This is a genomic window from Pseudoalteromonas sp. SG43-7, from assembly GCF_014164295.1.
In the GTDB taxonomy this organism is placed as follows: Bacteria; Pseudomonadota; Gammaproteobacteria; order Enterobacterales; family Alteromonadaceae; genus Pseudoalteromonas; species Pseudoalteromonas rhizosphaerae.
In genome coordinates this window covers 60547-78100 of record NZ_JACJEY010000004.1, presented here as the reverse complement: position 1 = coordinate 78100, position 17554 = coordinate 60547, and the positions used below count along the sequence as shown (strand labels likewise).

At 40.3% G+C, this 17554-nt stretch carries 17 protein-coding genes; 10 read left to right on the top strand and 7 right to left on the bottom strand.

Features of this window, described 5'->3' with window-relative positions:
- Positions 1-15: 15 nt before the first annotated feature.
- A complete protein-coding gene (locus tag H5200_RS02725) occupies positions 16-684 on the bottom strand; it encodes a DUF2987 domain-containing protein (RefSeq protein ID WP_182760900.1) in 669 nt (222 codons plus the stop codon).
- Positions 677-1483 (bottom strand): glucosaminidase domain-containing protein, encoded by an 807-nt coding sequence (locus H5200_RS02720; RefSeq protein WP_182760899.1) that lies wholly within the window; start codon positions 1481-1483, stop codon positions 677-679. Before H5200_RS02720 ends, H5200_RS02725 begins: the two co-directional genes overlap by 8 nt.
- 176 nt (positions 1484-1659) lie before the next feature.
- Between H5200_RS02720 and H5200_RS02715 the strand changes: the two genes are divergently transcribed.
- The 8 genes from H5200_RS02715 to H5200_RS02680 all read left to right on the top strand — a co-directional run bounded on the left by H5200_RS02715 (position 1660) and on the right by H5200_RS02680 (position 10618).
- The gene (locus H5200_RS02715; RefSeq protein WP_149982532.1) at positions 1660-2949 is read left to right on the top strand and encodes an anti-phage deoxyguanosine triphosphatase; all 1290 of its coding nucleotides are present in this window, start codon (positions 1660-1662) and stop codon (positions 2947-2949) included.
- A 19-nt stretch (positions 2950-2968) separates the two neighbouring features.
- Positions 2969-3280: a DUF962 domain-containing protein gene (locus tag H5200_RS02710; RefSeq protein WP_149982533.1), complete on the top strand. Its 312-nt coding sequence runs from the start codon at positions 2969-2971 to the stop codon at positions 3278-3280.
- Positions 3281-3393: 113 nt separating this feature from the next.
- Entirely contained in the window at positions 3394-5241 is a 1848-nt protein-coding gene (locus H5200_RS02705) for an ABC transporter ATP-binding protein (RefSeq protein ID WP_182760898.1), read from the top strand.
- Positions 5242-5816: 575 nt separating this feature from the next.
- Positions 5817-6917 carry a tRNA 2-thiouridine(34) synthase MnmA gene (mnmA, locus tag H5200_RS02700; RefSeq protein ID WP_182717411.1) on the top strand — a complete coding sequence of 367 codons (1101 nt, stop codon included), beginning with the start codon at positions 5817-5819 and terminating at the stop codon, positions 6915-6917.
- Positions 6917-7519, top strand: coding sequence for a high frequency lysogenization protein HflD (hflD, locus tag H5200_RS02695; RefSeq protein ID WP_149982535.1), 603 nt, complete (start codon positions 6917-6919; stop codon positions 7517-7519). Before mnmA ends, hflD begins: the two co-directional genes overlap by 1 nt.
- A 32-nt stretch (positions 7520-7551) precedes the next feature.
- Entirely contained in the window at positions 7552-8922 is a 1371-nt protein-coding gene (gene purB / locus H5200_RS02690) for an adenylosuccinate lyase (protein WP_182717410.1), read from the top strand.
- 82 nt (positions 8923-9004) lie between these two features.
- On the top strand, positions 9005-10147 hold the full coding sequence (locus H5200_RS02685; protein WP_182717409.1) for a cupin domain-containing protein: 1143 nt from the start codon (positions 9005-9007) through the stop codon (positions 10145-10147).
- Between the two features lie 12 nt (positions 10148-10159).
- Positions 10160-10618 (top strand): GNAT family N-acetyltransferase, encoded by a 459-nt coding sequence (locus tag H5200_RS02680; RefSeq protein WP_145233126.1) that lies wholly within the window; start codon positions 10160-10162, stop codon positions 10616-10618.
- 178 nt (positions 10619-10796) lie between these two features.
- Here the strand turns inward: H5200_RS02680 and H5200_RS02675 are convergent, their stop codons facing one another.
- From H5200_RS02675 to H5200_RS02665, 4 genes are all read right to left on the bottom strand, one after another.
- A complete protein-coding gene (locus H5200_RS02675) occupies positions 10797-11252 on the bottom strand; it encodes a DUF4826 family protein (RefSeq protein WP_220491234.1) in 456 nt (151 codons plus the stop codon).
- A gap of 227 nt (positions 11253-11479) precedes the next feature.
- Positions 11480-12202 carry an SDR family NAD(P)-dependent oxidoreductase gene (locus tag H5200_RS02670; protein ID WP_182760897.1) on the bottom strand — a complete coding sequence of 241 codons (723 nt, stop codon included), beginning with the start codon at positions 12200-12202 and terminating at the stop codon, positions 11480-11482.
- Positions 12203-12282: 80 nt separating this feature from the next.
- Entirely contained in the window at positions 12283-12414 is a 132-nt protein-coding gene (locus H5200_RS23865) for a hypothetical protein (protein WP_259398447.1), read from the bottom strand.
- 89 nt (positions 12415-12503) lie between these two features.
- Entirely contained in the window at positions 12504-13178 is a 675-nt protein-coding gene (locus H5200_RS02665; RefSeq protein WP_182760896.1) for a Crp/Fnr family transcriptional regulator, read from the bottom strand.
- A gap of 51 nt (positions 13179-13229) precedes the next feature.
- Between H5200_RS02665 and H5200_RS02660 the strand changes: the two genes are divergently transcribed.
- Entirely contained in the window at positions 13230-14540 is a 1311-nt protein-coding gene (locus H5200_RS02660; RefSeq protein ID WP_182760895.1) for an amidohydrolase, read from the top strand.
- A 107-nt stretch (positions 14541-14647) separates the two neighbouring features.
- Here the strand turns inward: H5200_RS02660 and H5200_RS02655 are convergent, their stop codons facing one another.
- Complete coding sequence (locus H5200_RS02655; protein ID WP_310736230.1) at positions 14648-16537, bottom strand: peptidase M61; 1890 nt, start codon at positions 16535-16537, stop codon at positions 14648-14650.
- Between the two features lie 387 nt (positions 16538-16924).
- On the opposite strand from H5200_RS02655, the gene H5200_RS02650 reads away from it, so the two are divergent.
- On the top strand, positions 16925-17554 hold the full coding sequence (locus H5200_RS02650; RefSeq protein WP_182717403.1) for a trimeric intracellular cation channel family protein: 630 nt from the start codon (positions 16925-16927) through the stop codon (positions 17552-17554).

Genomic DNA, 17554 nt, shown 5'->3' with positions numbered 1-17554 from the left:
CTGAACTGTTTTTTACTACTTAGCTATCCATGGCGTTACTTTTAGTAATGGCACCGACACAGCAAATGCTGTTTTATCGTCTTCCCACTGCTCAGTAACTCTGACATGACAAATTGCCCCTTGGCAATCCAAAGCAGGATCGGCAATAGTGACTGGCTCTGCAAAAGTCAGCACTACACCTTGTTGTTCAGGCAATAAAAAGCTCATCAGTTTGCTAACAAAAAAACCCGACAGATCCGATAATAATTCATCAAACTCATTATTAAGCTGATACAACTGGTGTTTATTCAAATTACTATTATTAAACTCACGCGCTTCAATTTGCAGTTTTAACTGGCAATCGTGATTTTCGTTCTGAGGCTCGATAACCACCACAGCTTTATTTGTATCAAGTTGTTTATCAAAAGGAAGTAAAAGCTGAGCATGCTCAGTATAATTAAGTGGAAACTCCTCTCGCTCAGTAATAATGCGCCCGGTTTTAATTAAACATTCATCATTACTAGCAATGTCGGTGATGTAAAAATTGACCTGAGCAAATTGAAAATCACCTTTATTGACGACTTTTAAACGATCATAAAAGCCATCATAGGAGACCACAAACTCTTTTGCTTGCACAGTAAACGTTGCTATTAGTACAACGGCAGCTGCCATAATATGACTGATACTACGTACTGGGTTATTCATCAAAGTAGGCTCTATTTTGGTTGATCATTTGATTTAATTCTTCGATATACGCCTCACCACGCTCAGAGTATGAGGTTAATCCGTAGCTTAGTTTAGTCGCTGAAATTGGCTTTTCTTGTAAACGTAAATCGGCGCGGATACTACGTAAGTGTTTATAGGCGGCATGAGTATTAATATTCTTAAAATAAGAAGTCACGGCTGCGCGCACAGATTTAAATGCCGCCACCTCATGATCTGCACCGGTATTTCGACGATTAGGCACCATACCGCAGCCCTTGCTATAACACCACTGACCAAAAAAGTTTAAACCTATTCGAGCAAACCGAGACGTCCCCCATGCGGATTCGTTGGCCGCTTGCATCAGCGCTAACTCTTTAGGAATAATATCAACTCGGTTTAATGCCTTACGCAAAGACAAACTATCAATCGTTTCTGGTAATTTATAGCTATTTAAAATCGTTTTAACTTGCTTGGTTTGCGTGCGACTTAATGGTTCATCGTATTGCATCATCATCAATGCAATCTCCAACGTTGCCCGCTGCTGCAGAATTTTTTTATTTTCAGCCTCAACATGCGGCCGAATAAAGTTAAAAAAAGCATGTTTTTTTTCTTTTACATCACTAAAACCATCAAAGTCAGGAAGTTTAACATTATGTAATGGCTTTTCTTTCTTTTTGACTGGTGGCTTGATTGAGGTTGTTTCGTCCTCAATAACTGGATCCGATTTTTCTATAAATGGGTAACTCAATGCCCAAATAAAAAATAGGCTAACGATTAAACGAAAAAGATACTTAAGCATGTATTCTCTCAAAGAAACTAACATTTATGCATGGTATATCCACACGCATCTGACCATTCATTATACCTAAGCCCTTCAATAAAGGCGAATATACCCATTGGAAGGATTTATAATCTCAAAAAATCAGCTACAATTAAGCGCATAGAAACGCTAAAAAAGTTACCGGATACTCATTAATGGAATTAGACTGGCAAAGCCGCATAATAAATCAAAACAAGTTTCGCCCTAATGACAATCGCTCAGCGTGGCAAGTAGACCGCTCCCGGATAATCCATGCAGCTGCATTTAGACGTTTGCAAGCTAAAACTCAGATAATGGGAATTGGCCTAAATGATTTTCATCGTACACGATTAACTCATTCTTTAGAGGTATCGCAAATTGGCAGTGGTTTACTTCGTCATTTAGAGAAACAACACCCTGACTTCACACATTTCCCCGACCCTAGTTTGCTTGAGACGCTTTGTTTGGCGCATGATATAGGCCATCCTCCTTATGGCCATGGCGGTGAAATTGCCCTTAACTACATGATGCGTGAACATGGTGGTTTTGAAGGCAATGCACAAACACTGCGCATTGTTTCAAGACTCGAACCATACAGTGATGGTCATGGTATGAACTTAACGCGCCGTACTTTGCTTGGCTTTATAAAATACCCGGCTTTTATTGATGACTTATGGCACACCATCCCACATCATGATCCGCAACGTGCATTTATAAAAGCTGACGACTGGCGTCCAGCAAAAGGTTTATACAAGGATGATAAAGCGACCTTTGACTGGATTGTAGCGCCTTTATCTGACGCTGATAAACAACGCTTAGGCGATTTTAAGGCCGTCGATGAGTTTAGATCTAAAACCAGTTTTAAATCCCTTGATGCAGCAATTATGGAACTTGCCGACGATATTGCTTATGCCGTACATGACCTTGAAGACGCAATTGCAACAGAGCAAATCACCCTAAAAGAGTGGCAAAATCATGCCTTACCCGCACTTGAGCTTGTGCAATGTGAGTGGCTTGGCGACAGTAACTTAACCGAGCGGCTATTTTTAGGTAGCGAAGCACAACGTAAAGATGTGATTGGGGAATTAGTAAACTTATTTATTACTCAATCATCCATTGTGCACACAGAACTTGAGTTTGAAAATCCAATTTTAAATTACACCGTTGAACTACCCCACTGTTATCAGCATTTACTTGAGACTTTAAAGTCATTTATTTATCAACGACTCATTCGTGCTTCACATATGCAGCAAATTGAGTTTAAAGGACAAAAGTTAATTATTGAATTATTTGAAGCATTTGCCTGCGAACCATTACGACTTTTACCTGAAACCACAGCAAATGTGTTTCGCCTAGCACAACAACAAAATGGTAATACACACAGAGTAATTTGTGATTATTTAAGTGGCATGACTGACGAGTATGCGTTTAAAACACACCAACGCCTTTTTTCAAGTAATAGCTAGCATTAACAAGATATGTGATATGAAAAGTACACCAGAATTTACTAGCTTTAAGAAGTTTTACCCATACTACTTACAAGAACATAAAAATATTACCTGCAAACGGTTACATTTTTTTGGTAGCTCTTTGGTGCTTATTATCGTTTTGTATGTGCTGTATAGCCAACAATTTATGCTGTTGTGGTTGCTACCCATTATTGGTTATGGTTTTGCCTGGGTTGGTCATTTTTTCTTTGAGAAAAACCGCCCTGCTACCTTCAAATACCCGTTTTATAGCTTATGGGCAGACTGGGTGATGTTTAAAGATATGCTGATTGGCAAAATAAAATGGTAGTCACTGTTGTTTTGTAATAACCGACAAACAAGCAAAAAGATCATTATGCAAACCTGTTTTTGTCGCTTTTCAGTGATATAGTTAACGCCATTTTTGCTATTCAAGATATTAAAATGTATCGATTATTTGAGCGGATGATCAAGCCGTTTCCCGAACAAAAGCCTACCCAGCCTCCTGCGACGCTATTTGCATTTTGTCGTCACTACACTAAAGGTATGGAAGTCTCGCTATTTTTTATGTCGCTAAGCGCAGCATTGCTCGCGATTTTAGAAGTATCACTGTTTAGCTATATGGGCCAGCTTGTTGATTGGCTAAGTATCTACACCCCTGAAACATTATTTGTTGAGCAAAAATCTGAACTCATAAAAATGGCGATAGTGCTACTTGTTGTCCTACCTATCGTGGTGTTTTTTCATTCTGCGATATTGCACCAAGCCTTGTTAGGTAATTACCCGATGTCAATTCGTTGGTTAGCACATCGCTATTTGCTTCGCCAAAGTGTGAGCTTTTACCAAAATGAATTTGCAGGGCGCATCGCCACCAAAGTAATGCAAACATCCCTCGCGGTGCGTGAAACCGTGATGAAACTACTTGATGTATTAATGTATATCGTGGTTTATTTTGGCGCTATGGTGTTTTTAGTAGCCGAAGCCGATTGGCGCTTAATGCTTCCTTTGCTTGTATGGTTAGCTCTGTATATTTTGATCCAAATGTACTATGTACCTAAGCTCAAAAAAGTGGCTAGCTCGCAAGCAGACGCTCGCTCTGAGATGACCGGCCGAATAGTTGACAGTTATACGAATATTTCGACTATTAAATTGTTCTCATATACCCAACGTGAAGAGCAGTACGCAAAAGACAGCATGGATGTATTTTTACAACCTGTGTATAAGCAAATGCGCTTAGTTACCAGTTTAAATTTTGCCATTCAAACGCTTAACTACTTCTTAGTATTTAGTGTTGCGGCATTATCTTTGTATTTATGGACTCTGAGTGCCATTAGTGCCGGCGCAATTGCAATTGCGGTAAGCTTAGCACTGCGTTTAAATGGCATGGCACAGTGGATCATGTGGGAAATTAGTGGCTTGTTTGAAAACATCGGCACTGTCGCTGATGGTATGAAAACGTTATCAAACCCAATTGAAGTCGATGATCTGCCTGATGCCAGCACATTAAGTGTAACCACAGGTGCAATTGACTTTAATAATGTGCATTTTAACTATGGTAAGGCCGCAAACGAAACGAATCGCGGCGCTGTTATCAATGGCTTAAATCTCAACATCAAAGCCGGAGAGAAAATAGGTCTTGTTGGTCGCTCTGGCGCTGGTAAGTCAACACTCGTTAATTTGTTGCTACGTTTTTACGATATTGATAGCGGTAGTATCAACATCGACGGCCAAGATATCTCAAAAGTGAGTCAAGAAAGCCTGCGTAAGTACATTGCGATGGTTACCCAAGATACTTCTTTACTGCATCGGACAGTCAAAGAAAATATCCTTTATGGCTGCCCAGATGCCAGCGATGAAGAAATGATGAAAGCGGCTAAACAAGCCAAAGCGCTAGAGTTTATTGATGACCTTGAAGATAGCAAAGGCAACAAAGGTTTTGCAGCCCAAGTGGGTGAGCGCGGCGTAAAACTCTCTGGAGGTCAACGCCAACGTATCGCCATTGCTCGGGTGCTGCTGAAAAACGCCCCGATATTAATTTTAGATGAAGCCACCAGCGCGCTCGATTCTGAAGTTGAAGCGGCTATTCAAGCTAGTCTTGATGATTTAATGGCCGGTAAAACCGTCATTGCCATCGCGCATCGACTATCCACTATTGCACAAATGGATCGGCTCATCGTACTTGATGAGGGCGGCATTGTAGAGCTAGGTAGCCATGAAGAACTGCTGGCACAAAATGGTATTTATGCCGCGTTGTGGACACACCAAACCGGCGGGTTTATTGGTGTAGAATAATTTTTACCTAGCCATAACGCCTTAGTTAAGTTTCAAAATCCAAGCGCTGTTTTTTGAAACTTAACCAGCCAAGTGTCATTACGAAAATTTTTATCGTTTTTAATACAACTTAAAAACCATACCTTCCCTGCCAATTTGGCTATGAAACTGTTCCCTACAAAACTCATATTTTGGGTGGCTTGGCCGTCTCTTTATACCCAAACCACCTCAAGATGCGAGCGTCGTTGGAATTAAAAGCGATTTAGGCAAGGCATTGCTTGCAAGGAATAGTGGTTCTATTGTTAAAATCAATAACGCAGTATAAATCGCTTTAAACCAACCTGTTGGGAGTTTCACAGGCACTTACTCTCAGCGTTGTTACTTCTTAAAAGGGACTGCCATTGTTGCAAAGTAACGCCTTGATATTAAGCCCCTGTGAAACGCTGAATTCTGCACCTTGAGGTGGTTTGGGTATACTGCTATAATCGCGGCCTTTCATAGCCTGCGTAATTTGTCAGAGTGTCTCCTTTTAGCTCTGTAATACGCATATGCGCTAGTAGTTTAAATGACAGCAACCTGTATAAGCGAAATTATCCATGAGCGAAAATAGTCACATTAAAGTCATCGTTGGCATGTCCGGCGGTGTTGATTCTTCTGTATCAGCTTATTTATTAAAACAACAAGGCTATCAAGTTGAAGGCCTGTTTATGAAAAACTGGGAAGAAGATGATAATGATGAATATTGCGCTGCTGCCGACGATTTAAAAGACGCGCAAGCAGTCTGTGACAAGCTGGGGATTGAACTACACACAGTTAATTTTGCCGCAGAATATTGGGATAACGTATTTGAGTACTTTCTTGCTGAATATAAAGCAGGCCGTACGCCAAATCCTGACATCATGTGTAATAAAGAAATCAAATTCAAAGCTTTTTTAGAATTTGCAGCAACGGCGCTTGGCGCTGATTTTATAGCCACGGGCCATTATGTACGCCGTGAATTACGCGATGATAAATACGTTATGTGTCGTGGTCTTGATGATAACAAAGACCAAAGCTACTTTTTATACACATTAAGTCATGAACATATTGCACAAACGCTGTTCCCAGTTGGTGATATTGCCAAACCTGAAGTGCGTCGCATTGCTGAAGAGCAAGACTTAATTACCCACGATAAAAAAGACAGTACCGGTATTTGCTTTATCGGTGAGCGTAAGTTTAAAGACTTCCTACAAAAATTCTTACCTGCACAACCGGGTGTTATTGAAGACACAGACGGTAACAACGTTGGTGAGCACGAAGGCTTAATGTATCACACTCTCGGTCAACGCAAAGGTTTGCTAATTGGTGGCATGAGAGAAGGCTCTGGCGAACCATGGTATGTAGTAGATAAAGACTTAGAACGCAACGTATTGATTGTTGGTCAAGGTAAAGACCATCCGCGTCTTTACAGCAATGGACTAAATGCCAACCAATTACACTGGGTTGATCGTGTTGGGCCAAAAGGTACCACCCGCTGCACGGTAAAAACTCGCTATCGTCAAGAAGACCTAAACTGTACGCTGCTCGTTGGCGATGATGGTTTTGCCCGAGTATTATTTGATGAACCACAAAAAGCAGTAACCCCAGGACAATCTGCGGTGTTTTATGTCAACGAAATATGTTTAGGTGGCGGTATTATTGATTCGGTGATCAAATAATGAATGAACACCAAGTCATGGCATTAGCAGCCATGTGCCAAGTTGCTAAACAAGTTCAAAAAATAGCGCAGTACGGCAGTAGCAACGATTACGAATTAGAAAAACTATTAACCAGTATTGTACAAACCTCCCCTGATTCACCCAGTGATGTGTATCAAGGCACTGAGAATCTAAGAGATGGTTATAAAATCTTACTTGATCAACTCAGTGCAGGTGAAAAGAAAGATGTTGAAATCGTCAAATACGTTGGCGGTTTAATGCAACTTGAGCGTGCACTGAGCGCAAAAGCAAGTAGCTTAGCAGAGCTTGGTAAAAGCATTGATGATATCAAGCGACGTCTTGATCACTTTGCTATTACTGATGACACTGTTATTACGGCTCTTGCCGATATTTATTCAAAGGTGCTTAGCCCCCTAGGGCACCGAATTCAGGTTTATGGCAAGCCTGACTTACTAAAACAGCAATTAGTACAACACAAAATACGTGCATTATTATTAGCAGGTATTCGCAGTGCAGTATTATGGCGACAAATGGGCGGTAAACGCCGTCACTTTTTCTTTGCGAAAAGAAGAATTATCGCCATTGCTAAAAACCATATTTAATTATCGTTCAAAACTAAAATTTAGGAGTTATTATGGAGCTTTCAGCGTTAACAGCTATCTCTCCGGTGGATGGTCGCTACGGCAGCAAAACCACTGAACTACGCAGTATTTTCAGCGAATTTGGCTTGATAAAATACCGTGTAACAGTCGAAGTTCGTTGGTTACAAGCCCTTGCAGCAGCTGATGCGATCAAAGAAGTACCGGCATTTAGCGACGAAGCCAATGCTTTACTTAACGCGATTGTTGATAACTTCAGCGAAGCCGATGCGCAACGTGTAAAAGATATCGAGCGTACTACAAACCACGATGTTAAAGCCGTTGAATACTTATTAAAAGAAAAAGTAGCTGACAACGCCGAGTTACATGCAATTAATGAATTTATTCACTTTGCATGTACATCAGAAGACATCAATAACCTGTCTCACGGTTTAATGCTCACTGAAGCACGTAACGAAGTATTACTTCCTTACTGTGATCAACTACTTAATGCAATTAAAGAAAAAGCCATTGAGTACAAAGCAGTACCAATGATGACACGTACTCACGGTCAACCTGCAACACCTTCAACTATGGGCAAAGAATTTGCCAACGTATATATGCGTTTAAAGCGTCAACGTGACCAAATTTCACAAGTTGAAATGCTAGGTAAAATCAACGGTGCTGTAGGTAACTACAATGCTCACCTCAGTGCCTACCCTGATTACGATTGGCACAATCATGCTGAGCAATTTGTAACTAGCCTAGGGTTAACATTCAACCCATTTACAACGCAAATTGAACCGCATGACTACATTGCCGAGTTATTTGATGCGATTGCTCGCTTTAACACTATCTTATTAGATTTTGACCGTGATGCATGGGGCTATATAGCGCTAAATCACTTTAAACAAAAAACCATTGCGGGTGAAATTGGTTCATCAACTATGCCACATAAAGTTAACCCGATTGATTTTGAAAACTCAGAAGGTAACTTAGGTCTAGCAAATGCTATTTTCGCTCATCTAGCGCAAAAGCTGCCGGTATCTCGCTGGCAACGTGACCTTACTGACTCAACAGTACTGCGTAACTTAGGTGTTGGTATGGGTTATGCGCTAATTGCATACCAGTCAACCCTAAAAGGTGTAAGCAAGTTAGAAGTAAACGAGCAACGATTACTTGACGAGTTGGATCAGAACTGGGAACTGCTAGCAGAGCCAATTCAGACGGTAATGCGTAAATACGGCATCGAAAAACCATACGAAAAGCTAAAAGATTTAACCCGTGGTAAACGTGTAAATCAAGAGATCATGGCTGACTTCATCGATGGTTTAGAGTTACCGGAAGAAGCAAAAGTAGAAATGAAAAAACTAACACCGGCTAACTATATTGGTCGTGCTGTCGAGTTTATCGACAACCTAGTTTAAGCTTTCTGCGACAACTTATTTTATATACACTATAAAGCGAAAGGCTCTTGCCTTTCGCTTTTTTCATTTTAATGGGCGCAGCATGTATCAATTAACGATTAACGACTTATCCGAGCAAGACTTTCTAACACAGTTTTGGCAAAAAAAACCGCTCTTGATCAAGCAAGGGTTTACAGACTTTGCCGACCCGCTTGATGCTAATGAGCTTGCCGGTCTTGCCATGGAAGAGAGCATTGAATCGCGTATTATCACTAATCATGATAATGACTGGCAAGCGCATCATGGCCCATTTGAAGATTTTGAATTACTAACCGAGCAACATTCTACCCTACTCGTACAAGCAGTCGATCATTGGCATCCTAATGCTGCGCAGCTGCTGGAACCATTTCGGTTTATTCCTAATTGGCGTATTGATGACCTAATGATCAGCTTTTCAACGCCTGGGGGTGGAGTCGGTCCGCATTTAGATCAATACGACGTATTTATTATTCAAGGTGAAGGCAAGCGTCATTGGCGTGTCGGTATGCCAGATAATAAACTAAAACAATTTGCACAAAATAAAAGTTTATTACAAGTTGAACAATTTCCAGCCGTGATTGATTGCATCCTAGAACCAGGCGATATTTTATACATCCCGCCGGGCTGTCCACATGAAGGTTATGCTGTAGAAAACGCATTAAACTACTCGATCGGATTTCGTGCACCAAATCAACGCGATCTATTATCAAACTTTGCTGATCACATTATTGATAAAGAAGCGGGAAATAGCCGTTATCAAGACCCTGCAATAACACTGCGCGATTCTAAAGGTGAGATCCAAGCTTGCGAAGTCGAAAACATTAAACTATTAATGCAAGCGGCCCTAAATGACGATGCATTACTTAAATCTTGGTTAGGTAATACACTTAGTCAACCTAAGCATGAAATGGATTTAATGCCGCCAGAAGATTTATTTAATAGTGAACAAATAGCTGAGCTATTGAATGATGATGTGATTTTTGAGCGCCTCGGTGGCACCCGTGCATTGTATCAAGTTTTTGAAAATGAAATACTTCTCAGCGTAAATGGTGAAAACTACCCACTCCCTGTTAGTGACTTAACTGCGGTTAAATTACTCACTGACCATACTATGGTGACAGCAGAGCAACTAAATAGTTCAAAAAATAGTTTAGTTTTTATACAAACCTTTACTACACTAATTAATGAGGGGATTTGGTTTTGCTAGGAGTGTGTTTGTATGGGCTATCATATCAACAAGGTAGAATGGGATATAGGCAAGGAGTTACTACAACAGATCAGAGAGCGGGTATTTGTATGTGAACTACATATTCCCAAACATATCGAGTTTGATAATCTTGATAGATATGCTCATCATATACTGGTAACAGATGACAGCCAAGGCCCAGTTGCAACAGGCCGATTATGTAGCGATGGCCTTATTGGCCGTATTGCGGTGCTTCCAGAGCACCGTAATCGCTCCGTCTATCGTTCATTGCTGAATTATATTGTTGAGCTTGCACAACAGCAGGGTTGTGATTGCGTCAGCATTAATTGTATTTTAAATGAGGTAGAACGATTTAAACGTAATGGCTTTGAACAACAAGGTTGTGTGTTTATGGAAGCAGGTATTCCACGGCTTCGTATGCAATGCCCCATTAATAAATTCAATACGAAACCATTTACACTGGTGCATTGATAAAAATTTATTAAAAATGGCCATCCTAGCGAGTTAAAAACCACCAATTTAACGCAATGGGCATTAAAAAAGCGAACATATTAATGTGTAACTCCACATAACACGTTCGCTTTTTTAATTTTTAAAGCTGTTCTTTATATTAAAATCTTTAAGTTAAAATTATAAATAAGCTTTCAGGTCAATTAACTTCGTTTGCCCACAGCTGTTCTTTTTCGTACATTTCATAAATACCATGCGCACGATTAATTAGTAGGTTTGCAAAATCAACTTTAGTTTTATCGTGTCCACCGGTTTGCATAATTTGATCTGCTTTTAACTGCCATTGCAGAGAAAAATATCGCAGCGCATCACGCGCATTTTCGGCAACTGATGCTAACGCATGATCAGTTGGTAAGCGACCTGTGATAACCCAATAACTTTTACCGTCTTGGCCTTTAAACTTCCATAGGGCACATAACGGAGCGATAAAGCGGCTTTCTTTTTCTAGCAAAGTTTTTGGCATTACGCCCTTCTCTGCTAAATGCTTTTGTGCATTTTGAAAACACTCACGTTGCCATGCAATACTTTGCTGCTTTGCTTGTTCTTGTTCTTCTGGTGTTAATTCTTTAAGTTGTTTTTGTTCCACAGTATTCATCACTCGTTTACATCATTTTAGCTACTTTAAGTGCATATAATTATCGGTGCAAGTATAAAAGACCAATTCCAGCGAGATCATAAACGATCGCCTGTTTTTTCTACACTCTAACCCATCGTTCTACGCACAACTGTTTACTAATACAGCAGAAAAATCAATTTATAGCTAATTTATAAACTATAAAGCCGTTGTTAATGCATACCAGCACGGTATTATTCATCGTTTGTTTAACGATAATTCTTTTTCGCTGTCATACGATTAAAAAAACTAGGAAAGAAACGTTTTATAGTCGGAGCCCAGCCACTGATCCCCTCGCCAACCACCACTTCATCTTTACGTTTAGCTATTGCACTGACCATTTGCTTCACAGCAGCCGTTACATCCATACCATTTTCAATGGAGTATTCAGCCTTATTTTGCGCAATACCATGTTCATTAAGTGAATTATGAGCAATAGCCGTTTTTATAGAGCCTGGGCAGATAGTCAAACAATGAATGTTTTTATTGGCCACTTCAGCTCGCAAACAATCCATAAAACCAACGACTGCATATTTAGAGCCTGAGTAACCGGTTCTGAACTTAGAGCCAACTTTACCTGCGACACTGCTGATTGATACTACACAGCCGCCGCCATTTTTAACCATACTCGGTAATACCGCTTTAGTTAGCGCAATCAAACCAAAATAGTTAACTTCCATAAGTTGACGATACACAATAAAGTCATTTTCTAAAAACAAACTACGCTGCGACACGCCACCATTATTAATTAAAATATCAACGTTACCAATCGTAGCCATACTATTTGTAACATACTCAAGTACCCGCTCAGGTTGTGATAAATCAAGAGGTATTACTTTGTGTTGTCCAGCCGGTAACTCGCTACAAAGTTGAGATTGTAACTCACGGCCTTTTTGATATTCTTGTCCAAGCATTTTTTGTAACGATTCCATTTGTTTTGCTAATTCGTCATTCCCCCCTGCTGTTGTATTTTTTCTGTCAGCTTTTCAATCGCGGCCTTATGTTCAGCTATTTAATCTTTATCAACACCTAGTCGTTGATAAATAAGCGCTTCATTTACTTCTTCTAAAAAGTCTTTTCCATATGAAGGGTTTTTAAGGCTACTAACAGTATCAGCTTGGCTATTTTTTGCCGTTTCTGGCAATTCGGTTATTGCTTCGAATCCATTGATAGTTTTATTTTATAAAGCAAATTTAAGGCCAGTGAACCCATATCAGGTAAAAAATAGCACAGCTAATGTACAAGTAAAGCCAGCTGTTGTTTATCAAGAATTTCTATACGCTGGTAATGCAGTGAAATAAGCTTTTTTTCACTTAATAACTGCAAGATTTGATTAATAGTTTGACGAGTTAAATAGGTCATATCTGCGAGTTGTTGCTGCGATAACATAATAGTAGCGGTATTACTGGGCAGCGACATGGTTGCCATCATAACCAGCCGTTTACAGACTTTCTGCTGTGCAGTTAATAAAGCATGATCTTCTAATGAAGTGAACAGCAGCCGCATTTTTTGTGAAAGTAAAACACCAAAATCATGCCAATAAACAGGCGTGATTGTTAATAATTGTATCAGTGCCCGATGCGGTACATGTAGCAATCGAGCGGGTGTTTGTGCATAAACATCGTGGGTACGCAAACCACCATCAAATAAAGCAACTTCACCAAACCAAATAGCGGGATCTATAAAACTCAGTACCGCTTCTTTACCTCCTCCATTTACTCCACTGACTCGCATAACTCCATTAACAACAGCGTATAAACCCGCATTTTCATCTCCTCTTAAAAATAATGCTTCACCCGCATCGAGTTTAATTACTTTTGCATGTAACAATAGCTGGTGTTGAAATTCTTCCGAGCGGCTACTAAACCAATTTCCTTGGTTAATTATCGCACGGTCCTGTTCATTCATATCGGTTTACTCTACATTAGTTTTAATAATCAAATAATAAAAGGGATCACTATGTTACACAAAGTTATTTACAGCGGGTTATTGCTAAGTACGTTATCTGCACCAAGTTTTGCAGCAGCTCCTGATCAACAGATCAACAAGAATCTAAAAAAAGCTAACCACAGTGTAAGTGAAAAAGTGATCACTTGGCGACGCCATCTTCACCAATACCCAGAGCTTAGTAACCGCGAATTTGAAACGGCTAAATACATTACTAAACATTTAAAAGCACTGGGGCTCGAAGTACAAACTGGGATAGCCCATACTGGTGTAGTTGCTAAACTCAAAGGTGGTAAAAAAGGCTCTTTGGTGGCACTGCGTGCCGATATGGACGCCTTGCCTGTCACTGAGCAAGTTGATTTACCGTTTGCTTCAACTCAGACCTCAACCTACCGTGGTAATGAAGTAGGTGTTATGCACGCCTGCGGCCATGATAACCATGTCGCTATTCTAATGGCTGTAGCTGAATCTTTGGCTAAAATTCAAGATGACTTAGCGGGTGATGTATTATTTGTCTTTCAACCAGCTGAAGAAGGTGCCCCAGAAGGTGAAGAAGGCGGTGCTGAACTCATGCTAAAAGAAGGCTTATTTAAAGAAAAACCTGATGCCGTGTTTGGTTTACATGTAACCAGTTCATTAAACACAGGCCAAATTGGCTTCCGTGAAGGTCCGCTTATGGCCAGTGAAGATTCATTTACAATCAATGTACAAGGCCGCCAAACTCATGGTTCACGACCATGGAATGGTGTTGATCCGATTGTGGCATCATCACAAATAATTATGGCCACACAAACAATTTCATCTCGCCAAGTTGATGTTACTAAAGCGCCGTCAGTTATTTCGTTTGGTGCTATTAATGGCGGCGTACGTTCCAATATCATTCCCGATAGTGTCGAGTTAATTGGCACGATTCGCACCTTTGACCAAGCAATGCGCGCTGATATCAAAAAACGTTTAGTGAAAACAGCTGAAATGGTCGCTGAATCCGGTGGTGCTAAAGCTGATGTACATATCGACCACGGCTACCCTGTCACCGTAAACGATGTAAAACTCACGCAAAAAATGACGCCAACACTAACTAAAGTTGCTGGGGCTGAGAATATCATTACCACTGATTTGATCACCGGCGCTGAAGATTTCAGCTATTACGCTTTAGAAACTCCTGGATTGTTTTTCTTTTTAGGTGTTACCCCACAAGGTCAAGATGCAAAAACGGCAGCAAGTAATCATTCACCACAGTTTTTCGCTGACGAGCAAGCACTGCAATTAGGCGTGAATGCTATGACGCAGTTAGTTGTGGATTACTTTGCAATGAAAAAATAACCATAACTTCAACGTACATGCAAAATCATAATCGGTTGGCATGAAATAAATATACCCACACTCTGTGGGTATATTTAAAAGTATTGATAAACCTACGCGGATTTATTTTATCGTGCGGTTAGTAGTTGTGATAAATAGTCAGGCTTACCTTCAATACGTTCAAGGTGAGGATATTTAAGGCCATCATGATAATCGATCTGGATTTCACTGTACTGATCAAAGTTTTTCACCAAGAGCTTAATTGGCGCTTTTGAGCCTTTAGCATCCGTCACTGCATCTTTGAGTGCATCAGCACTAAACTGAGTATTATTAACGGCAACAATTTGCATACTTGGCGCAAGACCCGCATTAAATGCAGGGCTATCCCATAATACGTCACGCATTTTGCCTTCTTTATTTACCGAGAAGCCCAGAGAATAAAGTAAATCAGTCGATTTATAGCGGCTTTCAATTGCTTTAATGCCATCAGAGGCTTTATCGTTATAGGTCAATTTCCAACCTTGGTCTTCCAGTGATTTAGATAAGTTAACATGGCCTTTTAAACGCGAATTAATAAAGTCATCCCATTGATACTTTTCAATACCATTAAGCGTGTTAATCACATCATCAAATTTATAGGTCAACACATTCCAATCACCCGGGTTTACGCCAAAAAAGTTCTGGGCAAAATCATCTAATGAATGACTGTTGTTACTCAATTCACGTAATTTTGCATCAACCGCAAACCAAATTAATTCTCCACCAGAGTAATAGTCTTCGCTCATTTGATAACTACGATAAGGCAAAGATGAACGCTGAGCGATAGTTGGATCGTTGGTTGTATCTAAAATATTACGCCATGCCATGCCAGGTCGGCCTTGGTCGTAGGTTGCACCTAAACGAGCTAGCATATCCATCGCATTTTCTTGGCTCCAAAGTCCAGAACGAGCCGCAATGACTTGCCCCCAAAACTGTGTTTGCCCTTCATATACCCATAAACCATTAGCTTCTTTAACTTGGTTATAGGTCGGTGTCCATAATGCGTCAGGGCGACGATATTTACCATTCCATGAATGATTAAATTCGTGTGCTAATAAATCGCGACCGACCCATGACTTATCCCAGTCAGTAAAATAATTTTCTTTCGCGCTATTTTCACTTGAGCGATGATGTTCCATGCCGATACCGCCTAACTTATCTGTCAGGGCAAGTAAAAAGTCATAATGATCAAAGTGATGTGCACCATAAAGCGCATACATTTGTTGAATAAGCTCACGGTGTGCTGTTAACCCTTCAGCACTGATCTCAAGATCTTTTTCTTTATCGGCAAAGACATTTAAGAACACCGGAGTATCTGCATTTGGGTTTAAATCAACACGCTTATAGTGGCTACCGGCAAACATTGGCGAGTCTACAAGGTTTTCAAAATCAATTCCCTCAAAGGTAACTGTATTGCCTTTTTGCGAAGATTTTTCAAGTGCAGTAGCAAACTGCCACCCTTTTGGTAACGTTACACTCGGTTGAAATTTAATTTTACGGCTATAGTGCCCAGCAGGGTAAAGCGCTACTGTATCCCATTGTAAATTGAGCATTTCTGGCGTCATCATAACGCGCCCTTGCGCTGAACTTTGTGGTGACAAGAATTGATATTCAACATGCAACTCACGTACACCTTTAGGAACCTTAAGATTAAAAGCATATACATTGCCAGGATCTCGTTGCCATTCGATCACTTTACCTTTTGCTGACATTTTCAATCCAGCCAACTGACTTATTGGTCCAACTGGTGAGTGATGTCCAGGTATCCATTGTGGATAAAGCAAAGTCATTTCACCAGCACTAACAGGGATAGTTTCGTTTATTTTAAAAATACGATGAGCTAGATCTGTGGCATCAACCGCTATTTTTATAGTGCCGGAATATGGAGTATCAATCGGGTTTGGAACATCAGCAAACGCTGGAAGCGTAAAGCCCATAACAGAGCTGAGGGCGGCAGCAGCAAAAACATGTTTATTCACTTACTTCTCCAATTAGAGAGGCGCAAAGCACGCGCATTAGATGGGTATTATTCTGGTAATTTGAGTGCAAAACACTCGGCAACCTCCTTTTTACTTTCAGAAATTTCTGAAACAACCAACATCAGTTATAACTATAACAACAGCTAATAGCAATGATTTATGGACGAACAACCATTTAATGCGTTCAATTTATTTGCGATTTAAGTCAATTTATAGTGCCGAATTTATCTGTATCAGCGCTTATTTGCATTCTTGTACTGAGAATATAAGAGCCCTGCAAGCACTGTTTTAAAACTTAATCATGCACAATACCTATGTTCAGGCTAAATAAATCATCAGTACGCTATCCTAATAAGCTACTTTTTTGGTAATGGTATGGAGACCACAATGGCATCTGACTATTTTCATTTGTTAAATTTGATCGGGGTAGCGTTTTTTGCCATCTCAGGTACTCTGATGGGCCATGAAAAAAACATTGGAGGTTTTGGTGTTGTGGTTGTCGCGTCAGTAACAGCGCTCGGCGGTGGCACACTGCGCGACGTATTGTTAAACCAGCCAGTATTTTGGATAGCCGAACCGGATTACTTATACGCAACATACAGCGCCATATTTATCGCCGTAATATTTATTCGTCATTTACCTCACGTATCAAACTATTACATGTTGCTGGTCGATGCTTTGGGCATGGCAATTTTTAATATTGTTGGCATTGAAAAATCCTTAATCGAAGGCACTACGATGATTGTGGCTATTACTATGGGCATGACCACGGGCATCTTTGGTGGTCTAATGCGCGATGTAATATGCCGTGAAGTCCCCCTTGTCATGCGCGAAGAGCTCTACTCCACCGCGTGCCTATCTGGTGGCTTAACTTATGCCACACTGTTTCTATTAGAAGTACCTTATGTTTGGTGTATTTTAGGCGCACTCTTTATTACCGTATTTTTACGGCTCGGTTCCCTACACTGGGGATGGCAACCAAATATATTTAGAAAAAGGTCGGTTAGAAAACAATAG

Coding starts and splice junctions, on each gene's coding strand:
- H5200_RS02725 (WP_182760900.1), bottom strand. CDS start 684: ATGAATAACCCAGTACGTAGTATCAGTCATATTATGGCAGCTGCCGTT.
- H5200_RS02720 (WP_182760899.1), bottom strand. CDS start 1,483: ATGCTTAAGTATCTTTTTCGTTTAATCGTTAGCCTATTTTTTATTTGG.
- H5200_RS02715 (WP_149982532.1), top strand. CDS start 1,660: ATGGAATTAGACTGGCAAAGCCGCATAATAAATCAAAACAAGTTTCGC.
- H5200_RS02710 (WP_149982533.1), top strand. CDS start 2,969: ATGAAAAGTACACCAGAATTTACTAGCTTTAAGAAGTTTTACCCATAC.
- H5200_RS02705 (WP_182760898.1), top strand. CDS start 3,394: ATGTATCGATTATTTGAGCGGATGATCAAGCCGTTTCCCGAACAAAAG.
- mnmA (WP_182717411.1), top strand. CDS start 5,817: ATGAGCGAAAATAGTCACATTAAAGTCATCGTTGGCATGTCCGGCGGT.
- hflD (WP_149982535.1), top strand. CDS start 6,917: ATGAATGAACACCAAGTCATGGCATTAGCAGCCATGTGCCAAGTTGCT.
- purB (WP_182717410.1), top strand. CDS start 7,552: ATGGAGCTTTCAGCGTTAACAGCTATCTCTCCGGTGGATGGTCGCTAC.
- H5200_RS02685 (WP_182717409.1), top strand. CDS start 9,005: ATGTATCAATTAACGATTAACGACTTATCCGAGCAAGACTTTCTAACA.
- H5200_RS02680 (WP_145233126.1), top strand. CDS start 10,160: ATGGGCTATCATATCAACAAGGTAGAATGGGATATAGGCAAGGAGTTA.
- H5200_RS02675 (WP_220491234.1), bottom strand. CDS start 11,252: ATGAATACTGTGGAACAAAAACAACTTAAAGAATTAACACCAGAAGAA.
- H5200_RS02670 (WP_182760897.1), bottom strand. CDS start 12,202: ATGGAATCGTTACAAAAAATGCTTGGACAAGAATATCAAAAAGGCCGT.
- H5200_RS02665 (WP_182760896.1), bottom strand. CDS start 13,178: ATGAATGAACAGGACCGTGCGATAATTAACCAAGGAAATTGGTTTAGT.
- H5200_RS02660 (WP_182760895.1), top strand. CDS start 13,230: ATGTTACACAAAGTTATTTACAGCGGGTTATTGCTAAGTACGTTATCT.
- H5200_RS02650 (WP_182717403.1), top strand. CDS start 16,925: ATGGCATCTGACTATTTTCATTTGTTAAATTTGATCGGGGTAGCGTTT.